This window comes from Plectonema radiosum NIES-515 (assembly GCF_025753815.1).
Classification (GTDB): Bacteria; Cyanobacteriota; Cyanobacteriia; order Cyanobacteriales; family Nostocaceae; genus Hassallia; species Hassallia radiosum_A.
The window spans coordinates 16,394-39,737 of the sequence record NZ_JAOWRF010000252.1; the positions used below are offsets into that span (position 1 = coordinate 16,394).

Below are 23,344 nucleotides of genomic sequence, written 5' to 3' on the forward strand. Positions count from 1 at the left end.
ACTATATCCTATGTCTCAACCCCTTTACGTCGCCTTTATCTGGCATCAACATCAGCCGCTGTACAAATCTCCTAACAGCGGCGTTTCTGTGAAAAGTAGTCAGGATTACCGCCTACCTTGGGTGCGTTTGCATGGCACTAAGGATTATCTCGATCTGGTGCTACTTTTAGAAAGGTATCCTAAGTTACACCAAACGGTGAATTTAGTTCCTTCGCTGATATTGCAATTAGAAGATTACATTGCTGGCACTGCCTTTGATCCTTACTTAGAAGCGAGTCTGACACCCGTTGAACAACTGACGACTCAACAGCGGCAATTTATTATCGAACATTTTTTTGATGCTAATCGCCACAATTTGATTGATCCGCATCCTCGGTATGCTCAGTTGTATCAGCAAAAACAGGAGCTTTCGGCAGATTGGTGTTTAGCAAATTGGCAATTGTCAGATTACGGCGATTTGCTGGCTTGGCATAACTTAGCGTGGATTGATCCGCTGTTTTGGGACGATCCAGAAATTGCCACTTGGTTAAAGCAGGGTAAGGATTTTAGTTTAAGCGATCGCCAACGCATTTACTCTAAACAGCGCCAAATCCTCAGCCAAATAATACCACAACACCGCAAAATGCAAGACGCGGGGCAATTGGAAGTAACCACCACACCTTACACTCACCCGATTTTGCCTCTACTTGCTGATACCAACTCCGGACGGGTTGCAGTGCCAAATATGACATTGCCCCAAAGCCGCTTTCAATGGGCAGAAGATATTCCTCGCCACTTACGGAAATCGTGGGATTTATATCAAGACCGCTTTGGACAAGAACCGCGTGGATTGTGGCCCTCAGAACAGTCAGTCAGTCCGGCGATACTTCCAGATATTATTAAACAAGGATTTAAGTGGATTTGCTCAGATGAAGCCGTCTTAGGGTGGACAAAAAAACACTTCTTCCACCGTGATGGAGCGGGGAACGTGTTGGAACCAGAGTTACTTTACCGACCGTATCGTTTAGAAACTGCCGCTGGTGATTTGGCGATCGTCTTTCGCGACCACAGATTATCAGACTTGATCGGCTTTACCTACGGGGCAATGCCGCCAAAACAAGCCGCTGCCGACTTAGTGGGACATTTACAGGCGATCGCTAAAATGCAAAAAGACAGCCAAAGCGAACAACCTTGGTTAGTTACCATCGCTCTAGACGGCGAAAATTGCTGGGAATTTTATCCCCAAGATGGCAAACCCTTTTTAGAAGCCTTATATCAAACTTTAAGTAACGAACCAAATCTTAAACTCGTTACCGTCTCCGAATTTATCGAACAGTTTCCCCCCACAGCAACCATTCCCGGAAATCAACTACATAGCGGTTCTTGGGTAGATGGCAGCTTCACCACCTGGATCGGCGATAGAGCCAAAAATCGCGCTTGGGACTACCTCACACATGCTAGGCTTACCCTTGCCAATCATCCAGAAGCCACTGAAGAAAACAATCCCGAAGCTTGGGAAGCTTTATATGCCGCCGAAGGTTCCGACTGGTTTTGGTGGTTTGGTGAGGGGCATTCCTCAAATCAAGATGCCATCTTTGACCAGTTGTTCCGCGAACACTTGTATGGAATTTACAAAGCATTAAATGAACCTATACCCTCTTATTTAAAAAAAGAAGTAGAAACGCACACAGCAAAGACAGATCGTCGCCCACAAAGCTTTATTCATCCAGTAATTGACGGCAAAGGCGATGAACAAGACTGGGACAAAGCCGGACGCATAGAAATCGGCGGAGCGCGGGGGACAATGCATAATAGCAGCCTCATCCAGCGACTTTGGTATGGAGTGGATCACCTGAATTTCTATTTACGGGTGGATTTAAAAAGTGGTGTCGCACCAGGGCAAGATTTGCCACCAGAGTTGAATTTGCTTTGGTATTACCCTGATAAAACAATGCACAACAGCCCGATTCCTTTGGCGGATGTGCCGGATGCAGCACCAGTTAATTATCATTTCCATCATCATTTGGCAATTAATTTGCTGACGCAATCGATTCAGTTTCGCGAAGCTGGGGACAATTATCAATGGCTTCCCCGTTTCAGTCGCGCTCAAGCAGCTTTAGATACTTGTTTAGAAGTGGCGGTACCGTGGGCAGATTTGCAAGTCCCACCAGATTATCCCGTGCGCTTGATTTTGGTGCTTTCAGATGAAGGGCGTTTTTGCGACTATTTGCCGGAAAATGCTTTAATCCCGATTGAAGTACCTTAGGGGGAAGGGGAAAGGGGACTCATGGGAAAGGGACTCATGGAAAAGCGAAGACTAAAACTGCATATCAATTGAGATTCGTAGTAGGCACTGAAGTGCCTAAGATAAGCGCTCTTTGCGCTTACTACGAACCTCTATCAAAGCGGTAAAAATTATCGAGTTAGAGGCAGACAAAGAAAGTTCTTTATTTCTTTCCCCTTTCCCCCCTCAATAAAGTGCCCAATCCATCCGGAAAATTAGCGAAACCTGGGAGAATTTTGGTTTCAATTGCGTGAAAGGTCAGGATGGTAGCAAATAAAGGCAGGAATGAGCGCAAAAACTCTCTGCAACTCTTATTGCTTGGCGCACTTGGCGTACTTGGCGGTTCGTTTTATCGATCAGGAGTGCGTAAGTCCTAAAACGGTAATGCTACTGGCGTAAAAGAATCTTTATGGTTAAATTAAAGACATTTAGCATTTAAGCAAAACCCCCCTATAGCCTGATGAATAGCTTTCCTCCGAAAACATCAAACTTTCATGCGGATATTTTAAAGCAGACTCAGCTTGGTAAACTGTGTGGTCAAGCGCAGTTATTTCGCGATCGCTATGCAATATTGAAAATATTGGGCAGAGGTGGTTTTGGCATCACGTTTCTCGCCAAAAATATGATTCTACCGGGAAATCCTCTGTGTGTGATTAAACAGCTTTGTCCCAAGGTAAGTAGTCCGAAAAATTGGCAACGAGCGTGCGATCGCTTTGAAAAAGAAGCAAAAACCTTAGGTCAGCTTGGTAGTCATTCTCAGATTCCCATGCTTTTAGACTACTTTCAAGCAAATGGAGAATTTTATTTAGTTCAAGAATACGTACACGGTTCTACTTTGGCACGGGAAATCAAACGAACCGGTCTCAAAAGCGAAGCCGCAGTTAAACAGTTTTTGCACGAATTCCTGCCAGTATTGCAATACGTTCATAAACATCATGTAATTCATCGCGATATCAAGCCCCAGAACTTGCTACGCTCTGAAGATGATGGACGGGTGGTTTTAATTGATTTTGGCGCAGTTAAAGAGAAATTAGTCGAAACTAGTGACAGCGAAGAATATAAAAATGCCTCAACAAATTTTGTCGGGACTATGGGATTTGCCCCACCAGAACAGTTTTCCCTACGTCCAGTTTATGCTAGTGATATTTACGCAGTCGGAGTGACTTGTCTTTATCTGCTAACTGGCAAAGCACCTTTTGAATTTGAGTATGACTCGAATACCGGCGATATATGTTGGCAAAAACATGTAGATGTCAGTGACCATTTTGCTCAAGTTTTAGGCAAAATGGTGAAGGTGTCGTTATCAGATCGTTTTCAGACAACTAATGATGTTATGTATTCCTTAGGTTTGGAAAGCTATTTACCGACTTTGATGAATTGTTTAACTACCCAACCCAAGGGAGGTAAAAGTAGTGGAAACGCAGAATACTCTGATTACCTGTCACCTGTAGCACGCACAGCTAGCGCTATTCGCGAATGGAAAGCAAAGCTTAATGCCAAAAATCATCCGAAATTTAATCGTTGCTTACCTGAAGTATCTAATTAATCAGAAAAATTAAAACAGATTTTTCATATATTTGTCGATGCGATCGCCACATGTAATGGTCGTTACATAAAGCAGATATAAAATTTTATTACATAAAGATTAGAGAAATCACAGGTGAACACGGTAACATCTGTAGATGAAGCCATTAGACAACCTATTTGAAAAATAATGTAGAGAGGTTAAATTTAACGTCTATACAAGGGTTCGGGCAACGCATAATTAATTTCTGGAGACGTCTATTGAAGCCATAGAAGAATCAAAGCCAGATGTTTTAATCAGCAACATCTGTATCCAAGGCAAAGATGGTTATTCGCTGATTTGCTCTATCAGACTCAAAGAAGCTTATTTCGGAGGATTTCTTCCTGCCCTTGCATAACCCGTGTGGTTATGCATATCCGCAACCGCGTACTAAAGCTTTTGAAGCTGGGTTTCAGCAACTTATTTTTAACCCTTTTGACCCTGATAAACTAGTTGCATAAGTGGCAAAACTTACACGATTACGCTATTTTTCTGCTAACAAACAAACATTTTTACTCAATTGCGTGTCAGTAATAGAAACTTATAAAAAAGTTTCCATTAATACTAACAAGATTGTTAATTGCCAATGTATAAACTAATGAGCACAAAATTATTCATCAGAAACTTTTTTTTGTTCAGATTATTGTATAATCGGGAGAATAATAAATCATCCGGCTCTCTTGGTTTTCCGGAGTCTTGGAAAACTAACTATTAATTGCAAACGTATACTAATAAGTAATTCCCCACTCCCCAAAACCTGTGTTGTCTACCAAAAGTACACGAGAGCCAATTTTATTAAGGGAAAATTTGGGGCAAACTTAGCATCATTTGTCACGCAGTCGCACCCATCAGATCATGATCTGCTGCATAAATCCCGATTGCCCAAATCCCCTAAATCTTGAAGGAAAGAAGTTTTGTCAAACATGCAGCACCCCTCTCGTGCCACTGTTGCGAAATCGTTTCCGTGTAATTCGAGTACTTTCAGATGAGGGTGGATTCGGCAGAACCTATCTATCAGAAGATATCGATAAACTTAACGAACGCTGCGTCATCAAGCAATTAGCACCAAAATTCCAAGGCAGTTGGGCGCAAAAAAAAGCAATGGAGTTGTTTCAAGCAGAAGCTAAACGACTGCAAGAGCTCGGAGAACATCCGCAAATTCCGACTTTATTAGCTTATTTTGAGCAAGACGGCTGTCTATATTTGGTGCAGCAGTTTATCGATGGACACAATTTATTAAAAGAGTTGCAGTTACGAAAGGGTTATAACTATCAGGAAATTAAACAAATTTTGATAGACTTATTATCAACCTTAAAGTTTATCCACGATCGCGGAGTCATTCACCGAGATATCAAACCCGAAAATATTATCCGATGTCAAAGTGACGGGCGATTAAATTTGATAGATTTTGGCTCTTCAAAACAGTTAACAGCAAGAGTCCAAAATAAAATTGGTACTTCAATTGGTTCACATGGCTACTCCCCGATTGAACAAATCAGAGATGGAAAAGCTTATCCATCTAGTGATTTGTTTGGTTTGGGTGCTACTTGCTTTCATCTGCTAACGGGAATTTCTCCTTTTCAGTTGTGGATGGAATATGGGTATGGCTGGGTTACAGATTGGCGGCAATATTTAAAAAGTCCGATTAGTAATGAATTGGATTGGATTCTCGACAAGCTGTTAAAAAAAGAGGTCCAGCAGCGCTATCAATCAGTTGATGAAGTTCTCAGAGATTTCACAGAAAAACAGTTACTGCAAGTACCAGCCGCAAATCGGTACTCGGCTGTCGAACCACCACCAACTCAAACACCATCTTTACCAAAACAATATGTAGTATTAAGAAATTTATTTTTGACAGGTGGTGTAATTCTGTTGTTGGGGTTAGGCGATGTTTGGTATAAGCAATCTCGCCGTTTAGAAAGCAGTTTATCGTCTAGTTTGAATCAACGGAACATTAATCCTGATAGTAGAGAAGCGATTTTAAGACATCCTTCACCAATTGGCTTCGGGAACTTTTCTAATTCCGAAACACTCAATGGTTTTCATAACTCAGTTTTATCTGTCGCCATCAGTCCAGATGGTAACACTATTGCCAGTAATAGCGATCGCGCTATCAAAGTACGGAATCTGGCAACTGGAGAGGAAATTTATACACTGATTGGACATTCCAACAGAGTTAATGTCCTCGCTATTAGCCCAGACGGACAAAAACTGGTTAGTGGTAGTGAGGACAATACGATCAAAGTATGGAATCTCAATACCGGCAGAAAAATTCGCACTCTTGTAGGGCATTCTGACTCAGTTCATGCCCTTGCCATCACCACCGACGGCAAGACTCTTGTTGATGGTAGTGATGACAATACTATCAAAGTGTGGAATCTCGATACAGGACGACAAATTCGCACACTCAAAGGGCATTCATTCTGGGTTCGGTCTGTCGCCATCAGCCCAAATGGTAAGATTCTTGCCAGTGGTAGTTTTGACAACACCATCAAACTCTGGCATCTGGAAACAGGTGAGGAAATTCGCACCCTCATAGGGCATTCCCAAACCGTGACATCCGTCGCCATCAGCCCTGATGGTAAGATGCTTGCCAGTGGCAGTTTTGACCAAACGATCAAATTGTGGAATCTCGATACCGGAAAGCAAATCCGCACCATGAAAGGGCATTCCAAAACAGTCACATCCCTCGCTTTTAGTGCCGATGGCAAAACCCTTGTTAGTGGCAGTTTTGACCAAACGATCAAATTGTGGAATCTCGATACCGGAAAGCAAATCCGCACCATGAAAGGGCATTCCAAAAGTGTGACATCCCTTGCCCTGAGTCCTGATGGCAAGACCCTCGTCAGCGGTAGTGAGGACAACACTATCAAGATTTGGCGAGTGTCTAAGTGAACTACCACATACTTACCGCGTAGCGGTAAGTGTCGGCTTCCCAATTCAACGGGAACAACGACAAGAACACATTCGTTCTATTGGTCTTACATTCCCTCCTCTTGTCAGGAGTCCTGGTTCCCAAGACCCAAATCTTTTTCTTGCAACATTTACCGTTTAGCTTGGGGGAGCGCTTATGGCATTTATGGTGAGCCACTTGGTGGTGTCAGTTTCTCTAGAGTCAAAGTGGCGAACCCGAAGGGTCAAGATGTCTCCATTAAATCATAAATTTGCTCGTTTCCTCATCCATCCTCTGACTGCACTACTAGCGCTTGAAGAGTCAGACTGTTTGGGGATGGAATCGTCATCTGACTCGTCTTTCATCTTGCCGCTAAATCTACATTCGCATGGCGGGGGACTTCAACTATGCCAAATGTCAATGCCTAATTTTGAGCAATTAGTCGAAAAAAGATAACAAAATATGGCAGAAAATTTGGAATGCGATCGCTTTAATGAGTAGATAAAGGTATTTCCATAACACCTCAAATGCTGACTTTTGTCTGAAGAGCGCAGCATTGGGGTTGTTTAACTGCGGAATCTGTAAGGTTTGTAAACCATGACTGACTTCAAAATTAAATTTTTCACTGGTGCAGCGATCGCGCTTTTGGGATTTGGTTCCATTTTATATTGGGAATTTCCCTTGGCTGCATCTGGTGCTTCCTCTAGTCCCAATCAGTCTTCAAAGACACTTGGGGAAACCTTTTTGCCCAATTTGACTTTAAAAGGACATTCCGATTCAATTTGGGCTGTCACTATTAGCCCTGATGGGAAAATGCTTGCTAGTGTTAGTACTGACAAGACCATCAAATTGTGGAATTTGGCGACAGGAGAGGAACTCCGTACCCTCAAAGGGCATTCTGACTGGGTTAATTCCGTCGCTTTCAGTCCCGATGGCAAAACTCTTGCCAGTGGTAGTAGTGACAAGACTGTCAAACTGTGGGATTTGGCTACAGGACTTGAAATCCGCACTCTCAGTGGACATTCAGTTTCAGTTCAGGCGATCGCCTTCAGCCCAGATGGTCAAAGTTTAGTTAGTGGTAGTTGGGACCAGACTATCAAACTGTGGAATGTCGCTACTGGAGAGGTTATCCGCACCTTGAAAGCGAATTGTGATGTAGTTACATCTGTCGCTATCAGTCCTGACGGCAAAACTCTTGCCAGTGGTAATAATTTTGACAGTACCATCAAACTGTGGAATTTGACAACAGGGAAAGAAATCCGCTCTTTAAAAGGGCATGATGCCGCTGTTAATTCTGTCGCTTTCAGTCCCGATGGCAAAACTCTTGCCAGTGGCAGTTGGGACGACACTATCAAACTATGGAAATTACCTACAGGAGAAGAAATCCGCACCCTGACAGGACATACCAATAAAGTTTGGTCTGTTGCCTTTAGCCCCGATAGCAAAACTTTAGCCAGTGCTAGTTGGGACGACACGATCAAATTGTGGAATCTAACTACCGGAGAGGAAATCAGCACCCTCAAAGGGCATGTCAACAGAGTTTGGTCTGTGGTTTTCAGTCCCGATGGACAAACTCTTGCCACTGGTAGTAAGGACAAAACTATCAAGATTTGGCGGATGCCTCAATAAAATTAGAAAACAGTCAATCGGTATTTACCGCGTTGGAGTGAATTACCAGAAATCACCACTACGTAGTAAGTTTCATCTTTAGGCAACCTGGCTCGGTCAATTAAAGCACTGTACTTGCCATCTTTGGCATTATCAGCGGCGACTATTTTGCCTTGAGAATCTAGCAACACTATATAAGGAGAAAATTCTTCATACACACTATCTACACGAATACTAACAAGTTGGTCTTTTTTGCCTTGAAACTGGGAAATATCGTAAAGGCTGCCATCTTGTCTTCTTAGGCTTTGAGGTGTCAGTTCGCTTTGGGAGTCTAAACTGTAGCTAGCTCGGTCATTTCTAAGTGCGAGACTGTAGCGACCCTTAGCACCACGATTTTGGCTAGTGACTGCGATCGTGTAAGTACCGTTTGCAGGCAATCGGACAAATACGAAAGCATCTTTAACTTCACTGGTTGCTCCCCCACTACCTCTTTTTAACAGAACGTTGTTGTTGGGGTCAAGCACAAACATGAATGGATCTAAACTTAAGTTATTTGAGCGACGTTGATCGGCACTGCCACCTAGTCTAATTTGGATCAGTTGGTTTGCTCTCCCTTGAAACTGGTAGAAATGGAAATATCTACCTTGAGACTTAAAGTCACCCGGAGCCAAAACACTAAATGCGATATCTACAAAGTTAATTTGCTTGTAATTAAGTGTTCTAGATGGAGAAACAGGTGAACTTTCTATACTTTGATTAGTAGCTGGTTTGCGACCACCCCGTCTGGAAGGAACACGAGGTTGTGAAGGTTCCGGCGTCGATGGTCTAGGCGTATATATACGTACTGGTGGTGGTGTTGGTTCGCTATTAACGGGTTTAGGCGTAGTACGTACTGGTGGTGGTGTTGGTTCGGTATTAACGGGTTTCGGTGTAGTACGTGCTGGTGGTGGTGTTGGTTCGGTATTAACGGGTTTCGGTGTAGTACGTGCTGGTGGTGGCGTTGGTTCGGTATTGACGGGTTTAGGCGTAGTACGTGCTGGTGGTGGTGGCGTTGGTTCGCTATTAACGGGTTTAGGCGTAGTACGTGCTGGTGGTGGTGGCGTTGGTTCGCTATTAACGGGTTTAGGTGTAGTACGTGCTGGTGGTGGTGTTGGGCTGGTATTGACGGGTTGAGGTGTAGTACTTGCTGGTGGTGGTGTTGGGCTGGTATTGACGGGTTTAGGCGTAGTACGTGCTGGTGGTGGCGTTGGTTCGGTATTGACGGGTTGAGGTGTAGTACTTGCTGGTGGTGGTGTTGGGCTGGTATTGACGGGTTGAGGCGTAGTACGTGCTGGTGGTGGCGTTGGTTCGGTATTGACGGGTTTAGGTGTAGTACTTGCTGGTGGTGGTGTTGGGCTGGTTGTACCAGCTGTCGCAGGGGGTATGGGTGAATCAATCGGTGGGTTAGGTTTTGGAGATACGGACGGTTGAGTAGTAGGAATTTGTTCGATTCCTTGTTGTACTGCTTCTGGTTGTCTTTCATCTGGTGGTTTAGCTATGATGAAATTTCCACCTGGTTGAAGGCTTGCTAAAGCACTTATAGGTAGGGTATAACTCCCGATCAAAAAACTACTGCTCATGAAACAAATCAAAATAAAGTCTAATTTGTTTCGATAGTTTTTTTTGCTTTTTACTGCCATAATTGTGCTCCTCATTGTTGATGAAAACATTGAGTTTAAAAGTATGTTATACCCAACATTTTTAATGATTTGCGGGTTACTTTCATTGACTTTATGCTTTTTAATTAGAACTAGATAAGTTTATTTCGTTCCCAGACTAAATTAAAATAACAAGTAACTAATAATATTTATATTCATCTGCTTTAAATAAGTTTATTTTGTGATGAAGTTAGTTAATGGCTGAGTTTTATACTAGAATAAATATATACTTAGATTTGACTAAAATCTACAAAATAATATTGAGTGATAAAGATGATGAAAGGTAACTTCCATTATAAAAGTTGTTTAGTTGATGCAATTATTAAGAGCGATCGCTCATCCAAATGTCAGAAATGTAGCAATTTCATGTCCGCCTGCTAGCAGATAGCAAAATTATACGTCATAAATTAACATATACCCAAAGTGCAAATGGATTCCCAGTATGCTCTGCTGCCTGAATCCCGATTGCCAAGATCCCCTAAATTCAGATAGTAGCAAATATTGCCAGTATTGCGATACTCCATTAATTACCCTGTTAAGGGGTCATTATCAAGTTATCAAATTACTATCTGATGAAGGTGGATTTGGCAGAACCTATCTAGCGGAAGATATAGACAAGCTGAATGAACAGTGCGTTGTCAAACAATTAGCACCGAAAATTCAGGAAGCTTCGGCATTGCGTAAAGCAGTTGAGCTTTTTAAAGAAGAAGCGAAGCGGCTGCAAGAATTGGGAGAACATAACCAAATTCCTACGCTTTTGGCTTACTTTGAACAAGATAATTATTTATATTTAGTACAGCAGTTTATTGATGGGCAAAATTTACTTAAAGAATTGCAACAACAGGGAACATTTAGCGAAAGCAAAATTAGAGAACTTTTGCTCTCATTATTGCCGGTTCTCAAGTTTATTCACGATCGCTCAGTAATTCACCGAGATATCAAGCCACAGAATATTATTCGCCGCCAAAATGACGGACAATTAGTCCTAATTGATTTTGGTGCCTCAAAGCAACTCTCGGCAACAGTCATGATGAAAACGGGAACAGCGATCGGTTCACATGGCTATACCCCAATTGAACAAATGCAAGATGGAAAAGCTTATCCCGCTAGTGATTTATTCGGTTTGGGTGCGACTTGCTTTCACCTGCTGACGGGAATTCGTCCATCTCAACTTTGGATGGAACAGGGTTTTAGTTGGGTTACGTGTTGGCGAAAATATTTAAGTAATTCTGGTAACAGCGTAATAACCTCACGCTTCAAATTGGGTAAGGTTTTAGACAAGCTGTTGAAAACAGATATTCAAAAGCGTTATCAATCAGCCGATGAAGTTCTCAGTGACTTGATGTCTCTATCACCACCGTCAGCAGCACTTTCAACTTTAATTTATACCAAAGCGCGATGTCTGACGACAAGCGGCTTTGCGTCTACACCACAATTAGGCACGAAACTAAGAAATCAACTGATTATAAGTGCGGCTATCGTAGTGTTGGCAATAGCAGGAGTTTGGTATTCATTATCTCATCCTGTTGTAATCACTAAGTCTTCTCCCAGTCAGCCTGTAAGGACAACTTCGGAAAATTCCGATCAACCCTATACCCTAAAAGGACATTCCAGCGATGTTAATTCTGTCAGCTTTAGTCCCGATGGACAGATGCTGGTGACTGGAAGTGACGATCGCACGATCAAATTATGGAATCTAACAACTAAACAGGAAATCCGCACCTTTAAAGGACACTCATCATGGATTTATGCGATCGCTATTAGCCCAGATGGACAAATCATAGCCAGTGGTAGTGCTGACAAAACTATCAAATTGTGGAATTTAAACACAGGTACATATATCCGTACCCTGAAAGGACATTCTGACAGCGTTGCTTCTGTAGCTTTCAGTCCAGACGGAAAGCTACTAGCTAGTAGCAGTTTGGATAAAACGATTAAACTATGGAATCTCCAAACAAACAAGGAAATCCGCACTTTGACGGGACATTCTCAAACAGTTGCTTCCGTCGCCTTTAGTCCTGATGGTAAGCTGCTAGCTAGTGGAAGTTGGGACAAAACAATCAAACTGTGGAATCTAAACACAGGTACATATATCCGCACTTTCACGGGACATTCAGATTTAGTTTTATCCATTGCCTTTAGTCCCGATGGACAGCAGCTTGCTAGCGGTAGTAAAGACAAGACGATTAAATTATGGAATCTAAACACACTCAAGGAAATCCGCACCCTAACTGGACATGATGACAAAGTTACTTCTGTTGCTTATATCCGCTCTTCAGATAGTGTAATTTTGGCAAGTGGTAGTAATGACAACACAATCAAATTGTGGGACATAGCAACCGGGGGACAAATTCGCACCCTCAAGAAAGATTCTGGCTATATTTATGCGATCGCCATCAGTCCGGATGGACGAACTATTGCTAGTGGCGGTAGTGCTGACAATATTATCAAAATTTGGCGCCCCTGAAAAAGTAGTCAAGACTCAAGTCCTTAACAATAGGGCTAAAGCCCTGACTACGACAACCCGGTCATATGCAAGTATTTGCTTGCCGTCAAAAAACAAAAAATAAAACGAGGTAAAATTTAGTTGATAGTTGCTTGACGACCAACTAAATTTTACAACCGAGCAACCTCTGACAGAAGGTGAGGGTTTATACCTTTACCAATTCGCAAGCAGTCTGGGACAAAAACAGAGGTCAAATCAAATAAGAACGAACTCGCGTTAAATTATGAATAAACGACGTTTTTTACAGGCTGGTGCAACAATACTTGGCACAGCATCGTTATCACATTATTTACTTGGCAGGTCAGAAGTTATGGCAATCTCAAATAACGAGTTTGAAGTTCAGAAAACTGAACAAGAGTGGCGTACTATTTTAACACCAGAACAATATAAAGTGCTGCGTCAACATGGAACTGAACGCGCTCATACCAGCCCGCTGGATAAAGAGTATGATAAGGGTACTTATACATGTGCCGCATGTGATTTGCCACTTTTTAAATCTGATACAAAATTTAATAGTGGCACAGGCTGGCCCAGTTTTTTCCAACCAATCGAAGGTGCGATCGCCTACACCGTAGACAAGTCATTTTTTATGACTAGAACTGAAGTTCATTGTCATCGTTGTGGTGGACATTTGGGTCATGTATTTGACGATGGTCCTAAACCCACCGGTAAGCGTTATTGCATGAACGGTGTATCTCTAAAGTTTGTTGAAGGTTAATCAAGTAGTGAGCGATTTATCGCTCATCATGGGCACTCTTCGTGCCCACTACACCAGAAAAGACGTAGCACTTGGTAGTCTCTACAAAAGTTTCGGGCAACGCATAATTAAATTATGGAGATGTCTAATTAACTTTCTAACAACGTCCAAAAGTAGCCATCGGGAGCAACAAAAGAGAAACTCATCTCCCCAAATTCATTGCTAACAATATTTGTAAACCTTTGTACTTTACTTGCTTTAATGCGGTCGAAATATGCATGTATTCCCCGCACGCGATAAGTATATAACGACATTCCCAAACAGCCCGGTTGCCCTTGCTCAAAGTGCGACTCTAATTGGATAGAATCTGGAAAGCGAATAATATAAAGTCTGCCAGAACGTGCAGCCATAAAATCAGACGCAGAAGAACGTGGATCGTCAAAAGCTGTAACAATAAACTTTTCACCTTTGTTTAAATCAAAAATCTCTCTACCCGCAAGAGAAGATTCATAACTAGTTTCAACATCATCACGCACACGCAACAAACCTAAAACTTCTTCATAAAAATTCAGCGTTTCCTTGCTGTCATCCTGAATTATCATTCCCATGTGGGTAAACTGGCTAGTTTTAAAAGTAGCGCTAAGATTAATTTGTCCGTAATGCGGTACTGAATAGCCAAAGCGTTGAAACAAAACTTGTCGAGTCAAAGGTTGCAATAATAGCATCTCTCGTACCCCTACAACTGGTTCAACAAAAGGACGACTTTTTCTGTCTTTGTTGTAAATAACTTCCCAGTGCGGATTAGTGTAGCGGATAGACCAATTTGCTATTTTTGCCTCCTCCACATGATTTAAAATACTTAATACATCAGCAGTTAAAGTTGTTGCCCAGCGATTTCCCTTCGCTTTCATTGTTGCAGTTCCCAACCCTTCATTGGTCGGATTTTGCCAAACCATCAGCCGAATCAAACCATGATCGGCATTTAGATGATAAAGTCGAAGCGATCGCAAAGACGAATCTACCCCATATAATTGCTTTGCTGCTGCTGGGGATAATTCCCCCACTTCCCCAATACGATAGCCAAATTGCTGCCAATATTGAATTGCCAAAATTGGATCTGAGATACCAATGCAAACTTCATAGATACCTTCAATGGAAGTAGGTTTTTCCTGAATCATAGGATTTGAGATTTTGTCTAATGTTAAAAATTTAAATTTTGCCAAAATCTAAAGTATTCTTTTCGATAAAATTCAAATTAGCATAAATGATAAAAAGTTTCTTGCAAAGTATTTTTATATCAGTTTTTGGTACGCTATTTTTATTATCATCGCCGGTTGTTGTCGCAAATTCTGGCGATCCTAATTATTTCTATGCCCAATTACCAATTATTCATTCTCCGATGCGCTTCAAGTCTTCTAGAACTGCGTTGGCTGATTGATAGCGATCGCTAAAATGATATCGCACCATTTTATCTAAAATCGTTGCCAATTCATCGCTGACTTTCGCCCATTGACGCCACCTCACATTACCTGTTTCCAAATCTGGTGGTAGTTCTTGGGGTGGCACTCCTGTTAGGGCTTGAATGGCAATCATCCCTAAGGCATAAATATCACTGTTCAAGCGGGGATGACCGGCAAATTGTTCTGGTGGTGCATAACCTCGTGTTCCTATCGCAACTGTCGCTAATTCTGTTTCTTCGCTGCTTGGTGGTTGCATCAATTTGACTGCACCAAAATCAATCAGTACTAAGCGATTATCTATTTTTGACCTAATAAGATTACTCGGCTTAATATCCCGATGAATCACACGATGTTGATGAACAAATGCCAAAATATCTAAAACTTCTTTCAGCATTTCTATCACAAAACTTTCTTTTTGCACCCGTCTAATAACAGGTGGTAATTCCTCACTTAAGGTATGTCCGGGAATATATTGTTCTACTAAATAGAATTCTTGATTTTCTTCAAAATAGGCGAGTAATTTAGGAATTTGATGATGTTCACCCAAAACTTCTAAAATTTCCGCTTCTGTATTAAATAACCTTCTGGCAACTTCCATAAATCTCGAATCTCGACGTGCAGGCATTAATTGTTTCACGATACAATTAGGATTACCCGGTCGTTGAGTATCTTCCGCTAGATAAATGCGACCAAATCCCCCAGAAGTGAGGACTTTAATGATTTTGTAGCGCCCACTTAAAAGAAGGTCGCCAGTTCGTTTTTCTGGTATAATTGTGGTAGAAGTATGAAGATGTTGGTCTTGAATTTCTGTCTCTTTTAAGAGGACATTTAATTGAGCGATCGCTTCTTCTTGTTTCTCAACTTCTAAAATAATCAACTTGCTTTTCTGTTGCGTCTGATATGTAGTGTAAGCCATCACACTCACACCACTAATTACCAAAGCTAAAGCCTGGGGAATCACCGGCATCCATCCAGCTTGTAAAAAAAGCAGATAACAAAATCCACCCAAGCTGCTGAGAATTATAACTCCCACGACTACTAATCCTAAAGGATGTCGTAAATGCCATGCGACAGCAGCACCCACCAAAGAAGCACACCAAATACAAACATATTCACCCCATTCAGGTAAATACCAAATTAACGGTTCTCCATCCAGCACCGCACTCATAATCTGACTGGCAATCTGTGCATGAATATATACAGGTGGCATTCTGGATGGTTGGTTTGGTAAAGCGCTGTAGGGAGTGTAGAAGTCTTTATCGATGCTTGTTGCTGTTGTGCCAATAATTACCAAACGGTCTTTAATTAAGTTAGGATTTACTTGATTATTGAGAACTTCTGTAAGAGTTACTTTATCAGCAAGGCGATGGAGATGGCGATAATTTAGCATTATTTGGTAGCCCGCTGCATCCAGATGTTCATAGCTACCAGAATTAGATTTTAAAATTGGGAATAAAGTTTTACCTATTTGGATTTCTTCTTTGGTGAAACTTGTTTTAATCCCTTGTTTTTGTAAATAATTAATAGCAAGTAAGGCAGCAAACGATACATTAGTATGACATTTTTTGTCGTCTGACTGGGCAAATAACAAACTGCGACGGACAATGTGATCATTTTCGTCAGGGACAAAATCGCTAAAGCCTATTTTATCTTCAGACAGACTCGGCGGTGGTGGAATTTCCGGATTTTCCGGACTGCTGAATCCACAGACAGCGATAATATTATTTTGACGTGAAAGATGATTTGCCAACAGTTTATAACCAGGTTCAACAGGCAAATCACGGTAAATATTTAAGCCGATGATGCGTGGTTTGTAAGACTCTAGTTTGTCTAAAAGCTGATTAATTGTCGCATCCGACAAAGGCCATTTTTGGCGTTTAATATCTGCTTCAGTAATTGTAACTAATAAAATCCGGCGAACGCTTGCTTTTTCAGGACGCGATCGCGAAGCGCTGCCGCTTGCGATCTGTCGCAACATTTGATCGTAAACTCTTAACTCCCAAGGCTGCAACCATCTCAAGTCCCGAATTCCAGCGATGAAGACAGTTACTCCCACACTAGCAATCAGTATAGTTGGCAGCCAGCCCTTATTAAACGCAGTATCACGAATATTACACCGAGGAGTTAGCGAAGCTTCTCCAGAGCTTGTTTCTTCCAACTTCGAGTTTTGCCTATTTTTTACCAATGCTGTGCGAAATTTTTCTAATAGTCGAATCACTTCATCTTGATAAATTCGAGTTTTTCGTAGTCAGGCGTAGCTATATCCGTCATTTCGATGAATCTTGAAAACATCTTTCATTGTTGAAAACCCAACTCTAAAACCGTTAATAACGACTTCGCACCCTTCTTTTATTGGGGTCTTAACACGACAATTGTATATCCCAGACGGTATATTTTTGCGATCCTTGTGCAGCGTGACTTTAACAAAGTCCCCTGTAGAAACATGAGTAAAGGTAATGGGATAAGTAATGATATTCTCTACTACCCGATTCATGACTAAAACGAATGGGTAGCGACGAAAAACAGCAGCTTTATTTGCTTCTAAAAGTTTTCTCGCGTGACTTGGATGAATCGGATTCATCGGTGTTTTGTTGGAATCAATCAAAAAAACGTAATTTGACATTTGTTGGGAAGCGTCGGTTTGACTAGCTCTTATTTCTAAGTAAAGTTTGCTTCAACCTTGTTATCTAAACTTTTTGAGCTAAAAGCACTATCCTTGCGGATTGTTTAACTAGTAGCGACAGAGCGGGGGACTAGCGAATCCCAAGGTGTCATGATTTAAATAACGTTTACCCAAGCTTTGGGTGGTTTGGTTCACATAGACTAGGGATTACTCCGATTGCCTATGCTCTCGAATCATCAAGGCGTTGTGGCAATAGCCCTAATTAGGTAGATGTTGCAGACTAACTTAACTCTACTTCAATGTAGCAATAAACCCACTTCCAGATACACTAATTATACAGATAGCAGTCTTAAATGAAAAACTGAAATTCTCTGTTTTCTCTTACTCTGCCACTCTGCGGTCACTTCGTGTCTACGTTCCCGACATTAATTTTCACAACTCAAATAAGATTCCTATGGGTGGAAAATTTATAATTACTTCCACCCATTTATCCGGAAAATGATTTCTTCGTAGATTAATAAATCAATGCAAACTATAAGTCTTTTCAATGCTGACGGTGCAGTAAATTGAATCAACTTTGAGTTTTGAATTAAGCGATCGCGTTTCCCACCTGATTCAAATATTTTGGCGAGCGATCGCTATTTATTTTTCACAATTTAATTGATCCCTAATATGTTTAATGTATTTTTTTATTGAGCCTGAATATTAATAAGCATTTATATCCAAACAAATATAAAATAGTCCTAAAGATAGATGTAATAATTAAAAAGCAAAAGTTAGCTTAATAAGCACAGCCATGATATGATTGTGGCTCAAAGTAAATTTGGAGGTGAGGCTTAAAGGGTAAAGTTAGCCGAGATAGCGGTGTTCGCACGCCCAAGGCGGTTAATTACAACTTCAGAAAAGGAGGCAAAACTCTGAACTAAAGTATTTCAACCCTTTGACAACGACCAATTTACCTTCAAAAAGCTAAACAATTTTATGAAAATAGCTCAAGTAGCCCCTTTGTGGGAACGAGTTCCGCCCCCAACTTACGGAGGAATTGAACTGGTAGCGAGTCGCTTGACTGATGAACTGGTGCGTCGAGGTCATGATGTCACATTGTTCGCCTCTGGCGATTCTCAAACTTTGGCTAAATTAGAAGCTGTTCATCCGCGTGCATTGCGCTTAGATCCAGACATTAAAGAGCATGTGATGTATGAAGCGCTGGAAATGAGCCAAGTTTACCAACAAGCAGCGGAATTCGATATTATCCATTCCCATGTAGGGATTTGGGCATTACCTTTTGCAAACTTAGTGTCAACACCCACAGTACATACCTTGCATGGCAGATTTACGCCTGATAACAGCAAAGTATTTTCGTATCATCAATCGCAACCATTCATCAGTATCAGTAACGCCCAGCGTCAATTGGAACTAAATTACGCCAGCACAGTTTATAACGGCATTAACCCCGAAGAATTCACCTTTGTAGCCCAACCGCAAGATCCGCCGTATCTGGTATTTTTGGGGCGTTTTTCGCCAGAGAAAGGACCGCAACATGCGATCGCGATCGCCAAGCAGAGTGGTTGGTGTCTGAAGATGGCAGGAAAAGTAGACGTAGTAGACACAGACTTTTTTGAAAAAGAAATCGCTCCTCACATTGACGGTGAGCAGATACAATTCTTAGGCGAAGTTAACCACGCTCAGAAATCTGAATTACTAGGCAACGCAAGCATCACTCTCTTCCCCATTGCCTGGAGTGAACCCTTTGGCTTGGTAATGATTGAATCAATGGCAACAGGTACACCAGTCATTGGCATGAACATGGGTTCTGTCCCAGAAGTGATTGCTCACGGAAAGACAGGTTATGTCTGCCAAAGCTATGAAGAAATGGCAGCCATGATTCCCGCTACCTTAGAATTAGATCGTCAAACCTGCCGAGAATACGTAGAACAACACTTCAGCGTTACCCAGATGGTGAACGGCTACGAAGCAGTTTATCAGCAAGTTCTCCAAGAAAGCAACGCCAAGAAGTCTTCATCACTCTTGCAAGGTCAATTTTGGAATTCTCTTCTTTCTAGAAAGAAGAAAATAGCCTAAGTGAACGATGAAGGCTGAAATAAACGAAACCTTGAGATAGCCATACACAATTGTAGAGACGTTCCATCGGAACGTCTTTACATTCTTCGTGGCGATGTATTTGATGTTATGTTTTGATAATTAACATTAATAAAAATATCGCAACCCTCGTAGAGACGTTCCGCACTCCCACGTCTCTACAATTGTATTGTCAGGAATAAACCTGACATGATATGATTCCATAAAATCGCTATATTTCATATCTAGGGTTTACGCGCTTCATGCTAACGCACCCTACCAATCGATAGCGCCATATTTTTTATTTTTAATTCTCCTCATCCGCTGGCTTCTCATCCTTCTGAGATTGGCTGTCAGCAGGAGAATTTTGCTTCACTTCTTGTGTTGGTACGATGAGACCATTTGGTTCTTTCGGTAGTTGTACTTGGGGTATGACTACAGAATTGGACTCTCTAGGAGATTGACGTGGTGGAGTTGGGTTATCAGAAGATGATTTGGTGGGGGAAGTGCTACGAGTTGAGCGTACCGCTCGTAATTTCTCAACAAGAGATGGTGAGGGTGCCGCATCAGGTGTAGTAGGTGAAGTTTCTTGATTAGAGGATCGACGCCTACGTTGCGGTTGTGGTGAGTCGTTTGATGTTGATTCTTCTGTTTGTCTATAAGTCCGTTTTGGTGTTTCGTCGTCATCATTAGCAACAGGACGAATGCGCTTGCGTCGTCTTGATGTGTAGGTGGGTGCAGATTCATCTCGCGACGACGAGGTAGTATTACTCTGTTTTCGTGGGGTGCTAGTTTCTTTTACCTGGGGCAACGGTGAAATCTGCACTTTACGCACTTCCGCAGAAGTATCATTAGTAGTAGGCTGTTCAATAACTGGCTTTGCGGATGGTTGCGGCGGTTGAGATTTATGGACTAGGCTGGTGATACCAAAAGCCATTGTAGCGGCTGTGAGTGCTATTCCACTACCAATCAAAACTTTGCTTGAGCGAATTTTTTTGGCAATTTTTGTCAAATTCCCGGTAGTTGATGGCGCAGTGGTATTATTTGCGGTAACGTCTGGAGGTGATGGGTACTCGTGGGTAGATAAATCAACAGTTGTAATTGTATGAGTTGGTGTCAATTTAGTTGCAACACTTACCCCATTTCCGGGTAACAACTTTAACCATTCTGCGACTGTTGCTGGACGAAAGCGAGATTCTACCGCCATACCACGCATAATTGCTTGATTGACAGCAGCGCTTAGGTGTGGTTGCAGTTCGCGGGGAGAATGCATTTTTTCGCGATCGCGCAATAATGCAGGCATAGGAACCTGTGCTGTCAACAATGAATATAAAGTTGCTGCCAAACCATAAACATCCGTGGCTGGGCTACGGGGTGCTTGCGTCAGATACTGTTCAATCGGCGAATAACCCTCAGAAACCATACCTGTATGAGTTTGCCTCACACCACCGTTAAATTCTCGCGCAATGCCAAAATCAATTAGCACTACTTCAGCCGTTCCTTGGCGGAGGATGATATTATCTGGTTTCACATCGCGGTGCAGCAAACCGTTATTGTGTACCACCTCCAATGCTGCCCCAATCTGCCGGATATAATGAATTGCCGTCAGTTCTGGTAAAGGTATTCCTGGCAAAACAAATGCCTCGCCTAAGGTTTCACCCCGAATGTATTCCATTACCATGTAAGGCAGACCCGCTTCAATAAAAAAGTCGCTCACCCGGACAATATTCGGGTGAATACAAGTAGCTAATCGCCTTGCCTCATCTTGGAATTGCCGCTCGAACTTAGTAAAATCAGCATGTTGTCGCAGTTTATCATTTAGCGTTTTAATCACTACCTCGTGACGTAAGTAATGATGCGTAGCTTTATACGTAATGCCAAAGCCCCCACGCCCGATTTCTTGATTGAGGGTATATTTTCCCCCCTGCAAAGTTGTACCTGCTAACATAGAAAATCCTAAGTCCTGAATGAGCAGCTTGGTAATGAGTCCTTGAGTGGGAAAAGCAAAAACCACATTGCCACAGTTTTATATTTGTTCATAATACAGTAGGCGACTCTTGAGTGGGGACTCTTGACTGGGGACTCTTGACTCTTGACTGGAAAAAGAATTATTACCCATTCCCAATTACCCATTACCCATTCCCCATTGCCCAATTCCCTTAAAAACGCTGACCTATACCGAAGTGCAACCGACTTTCTCCTTGGTCATTAATGCCATAATCTGCCCTAATTAAGCCCAAAGGTGAGTCAAGACGGACACCAGCACCATAACCAAAACCACTACCTGGTTTATTACGCGCTCCTGCCGGATTTCCTAATACTGTATCACCAGAGCCTAAGTCTGAGCCAAAGTCAGCAAACAGTACACCTCCCAAGATTGGCAAAACCGGGAAGCGATATTCTGCGGAAGCTAATACGTAAGTACGACCGCTGCCAACGTCTCCAGCCTCGTAACCGCGCACTGAATTGGGACCTCCCAAGTTAAAGGCATCATAAGGCGGTAAATCACCAAGTACGGTACCGCCTTGGAGATTCAAAGCAAATACTTGTGGGTTCTTACTGCTATATAATTTAACTGGGAGAAACTGACTATAATTTGCCCGGAGGCGATTCATCGAAATGTTGCCTAGACCAATGGGAACTGATTGTTCTGTGCTGAGACTGAGAATGGAACCTTTGGTAGGATTAAAGGGGTTATCTCGTCGGTCTTTAATAGCGGTGAAGGATACGGTAGCTAAATCGTCGATGCCAGTACCGCTAAAAGTTAGTGGATTACCCTTTTCATCTTTTGGGGTAATTGTGCTATCGCGATCGCGTATACTAACACGGGTGTAATTAAATCCTAATGAAGTATCCCAACCGTCAATCGGTCGCTGTAAGCTTACACTACCACCAACTTTACCTTGCCGTACTCTGTCACCGTTAGCTAGTTTGACATCGCCATCAAAAACCTCGGAAAGTCCACGCTTGCGAAAAGCGTTGATGCTGTAACCAAAGCGATCGGGGTTAGTTACCCGATAAGGGCTGCTATACTTACCATCAAACTGAAGGTCACGCGCACCTACTTCAACATTAGCGCCTAAGGTATCGTTAATACCCCCGACATTTCGGTCTTGATAGTTCAATGTAGCGACAATTCCTTGGTCTGCGTTGTAATTACCACCGAGGTTGATACCGCGTGCGCCAAGTTCTTTTAATTGGTAAACTACATCAACGCCTGTCGCATCACCTTCTAAGGCGACATTGACATTTTCAAATAATCCCAGTTTGTATAACTGCTGCAAGTCTTGTTTAACTACATTGTTTTGGAAAATTTGACCAGGTTTTAAGTTTAGCTGTTGTCGCAAAAAATCTTCTTTGGTGCGTCCTTTAACTGGCTTACCTTTGCTATCAACTGTATTACCTTCATCGTTGACAAAACGAAACTTGATATTACTCACTAAACCTTCAGCTACATTCAAGCTCAAAATTCCTTCGCTGCTCGGTTTAATAGAGATAACCCTTGCTAGATTATAACCTTTATCGGCGTACCATTTCTTAATTTGTTCTACTGATTGCTTCAAAGCTTCCGGACTGATGGCTTTGCCAATTTGCGTTTGAAAGAGTGGCAAAACTACTTGGTAGGTAAGGGTTTTCGCGCCGGAAAGTTGAAGCGATCGCACGATCAATGGTTGCACTTGATACACCACACTCAATCCCACCGGACTAGTAGTAGTATTTACACGGACATCAGCAAATAAACCCGTATCTAAAATTGCCGCTACATCTTTTTGTATCTGACTTTGACTGGTTTCTCCCCCAGTTTGGGTTTTAATGACGCTGTTAATTATTTGCTGCAATTCTGGAGTCGCACCGACTACCTGCACATCGGTAGCGGTCACGACTAAATCCTTTTCGTTAGGCGTGGAAGAGGAGGGGGGGAGGGGGGGAGTGGAGGAGCTGGCGTTTATACAC

General features: G+C 42.2%; 13 protein-coding genes and 1 pseudogene. 8 read left to right on the forward strand and 6 right to left on the reverse strand.

Translation table 11 applies throughout. From position 1 onward, the window contains the following. Positions 1 to 10: 10 nt before the first annotated feature. From OGM63_RS17755 to OGM63_RS17770, 5 genes and pseudogenes are all read left to right on the forward strand, one after another. Positions 11 to 2,245: a glycoside hydrolase family 57 protein gene (locus OGM63_RS17755; protein ID WP_263746952.1), complete on the forward strand. Its 2,235-nt coding sequence runs from the start codon at positions 11 to 13 to the stop codon at positions 2,243 to 2,245. Positions 2,246 to 2,723: 478 nt separating this feature from the next. Then, positions 2,724 to 3,809: a serine/threonine-protein kinase gene (locus tag OGM63_RS17760; protein WP_263746953.1), complete on the forward strand. Its 1,086-nt coding sequence runs from the start codon at positions 2,724 to 2,726 to the stop codon at positions 3,807 to 3,809. Between the two features lie 873 nt (positions 3,810 to 4,682). Beyond that, a pseudogene (locus OGM63_RS30060) lies at positions 4,683 to 4,754 on the forward strand (4-Cys prefix domain-containing protein); the annotation flags it as partial. A gap of 12 nt (positions 4,755 to 4,766) precedes the next feature. After that, positions 4,767 to 6,722 (forward strand): protein kinase domain-containing protein, encoded by a 1,956-nt coding sequence (locus OGM63_RS17765; RefSeq protein ID WP_318528487.1) that lies wholly within the window; start codon positions 4,767 to 4,769, stop codon positions 6,720 to 6,722. 595 nt (positions 6,723 to 7,317) lie between these two features. Then, on the forward strand, positions 7,318 to 8,349 hold the full coding sequence (locus tag OGM63_RS17770) for a WD40 repeat domain-containing protein (RefSeq protein ID WP_263746955.1): 1,032 nt from the start codon (positions 7,318 to 7,320) through the stop codon (positions 8,347 to 8,349). A 2-nt stretch (positions 8,350 to 8,351) separates the two neighbouring features. On the opposite strand, the gene OGM63_RS17775 is transcribed toward OGM63_RS17770, so the two are convergent. Further along, positions 8,352 to 9,947: a PPC domain-containing protein gene (locus OGM63_RS17775; protein WP_263746956.1), complete on the reverse strand. Its 1,596-nt coding sequence runs from the start codon at positions 9,945 to 9,947 to the stop codon at positions 8,352 to 8,354. 520 nt (positions 9,948 to 10,467) lie between these two features. Between OGM63_RS17775 and OGM63_RS17780 the strand changes: the two genes are divergently transcribed. Beyond that, on the forward strand, positions 10,468 to 12,492 hold the full coding sequence (locus OGM63_RS17780; RefSeq protein ID WP_263746957.1) for a serine/threonine-protein kinase: 2,025 nt from the start codon (positions 10,468 to 10,470) through the stop codon (positions 12,490 to 12,492). A 262-nt stretch (positions 12,493 to 12,754) separates the two neighbouring features. Continuing rightward, entirely contained in the window at positions 12,755 to 13,249 is a 495-nt protein-coding gene (msrB, locus tag OGM63_RS17785) for a peptide-methionine (R)-S-oxide reductase MsrB (protein ID WP_318528488.1), read from the forward strand. Between the two features lie 128 nt (positions 13,250 to 13,377). Here msrB and OGM63_RS17790 read toward each other — a convergent pair whose 3' ends face one another. From OGM63_RS17790 to OGM63_RS17800, 3 genes are all read right to left on the reverse strand, one after another. Then, positions 13,378 to 14,406, reverse strand: coding sequence for a hypothetical protein (locus OGM63_RS17790; RefSeq protein ID WP_263746958.1), 1,029 nt, complete (start codon positions 14,404 to 14,406; stop codon positions 13,378 to 13,380). A gap of 211 nt (positions 14,407 to 14,617) precedes the next feature. Then, positions 14,618 to 16,906 (reverse strand): CHASE2 domain-containing serine/threonine-protein kinase, encoded by a 2,289-nt coding sequence (locus OGM63_RS17795; RefSeq protein WP_263746959.1) that lies wholly within the window; start codon positions 16,904 to 16,906, stop codon positions 14,618 to 14,620. A gap of 30 nt (positions 16,907 to 16,936) precedes the next feature. Next, a complete protein-coding gene (locus OGM63_RS17800) occupies positions 16,937 to 17,311 on the reverse strand; it encodes an RRXRR domain-containing protein (protein ID WP_263746960.1) in 375 nt (124 codons plus the stop codon). Positions 17,312 to 18,292: 981 nt separating this feature from the next. Between OGM63_RS17800 and OGM63_RS17805 the strand changes: the two genes are divergently transcribed. Further along, positions 18,293 to 19,393, forward strand: coding sequence for a glycosyltransferase family 4 protein (locus tag OGM63_RS17805; RefSeq protein WP_263746961.1), 1,101 nt, complete (start codon positions 18,293 to 18,295; stop codon positions 19,391 to 19,393). A gap of 304 nt (positions 19,394 to 19,697) precedes the next feature. On the opposite strand, the gene OGM63_RS17810 is transcribed toward OGM63_RS17805, so the two are convergent. Together OGM63_RS17810 and OGM63_RS17815 are read right to left on the reverse strand one after the other, a co-directional pair. Further along, a complete protein-coding gene (locus tag OGM63_RS17810) occupies positions 19,698 to 21,404 on the reverse strand; it encodes a serine/threonine protein kinase (RefSeq protein WP_263746962.1) in 1,707 nt (568 codons plus the stop codon). 145 nt (positions 21,405 to 21,549) lie between these two features. Beyond that, on the reverse strand, positions 21,550 to 23,344 hold a 1,795-nt coding region (locus tag OGM63_RS17815; protein WP_263746963.1), incomplete at its 5' end, for a BamA/TamA family outer membrane protein.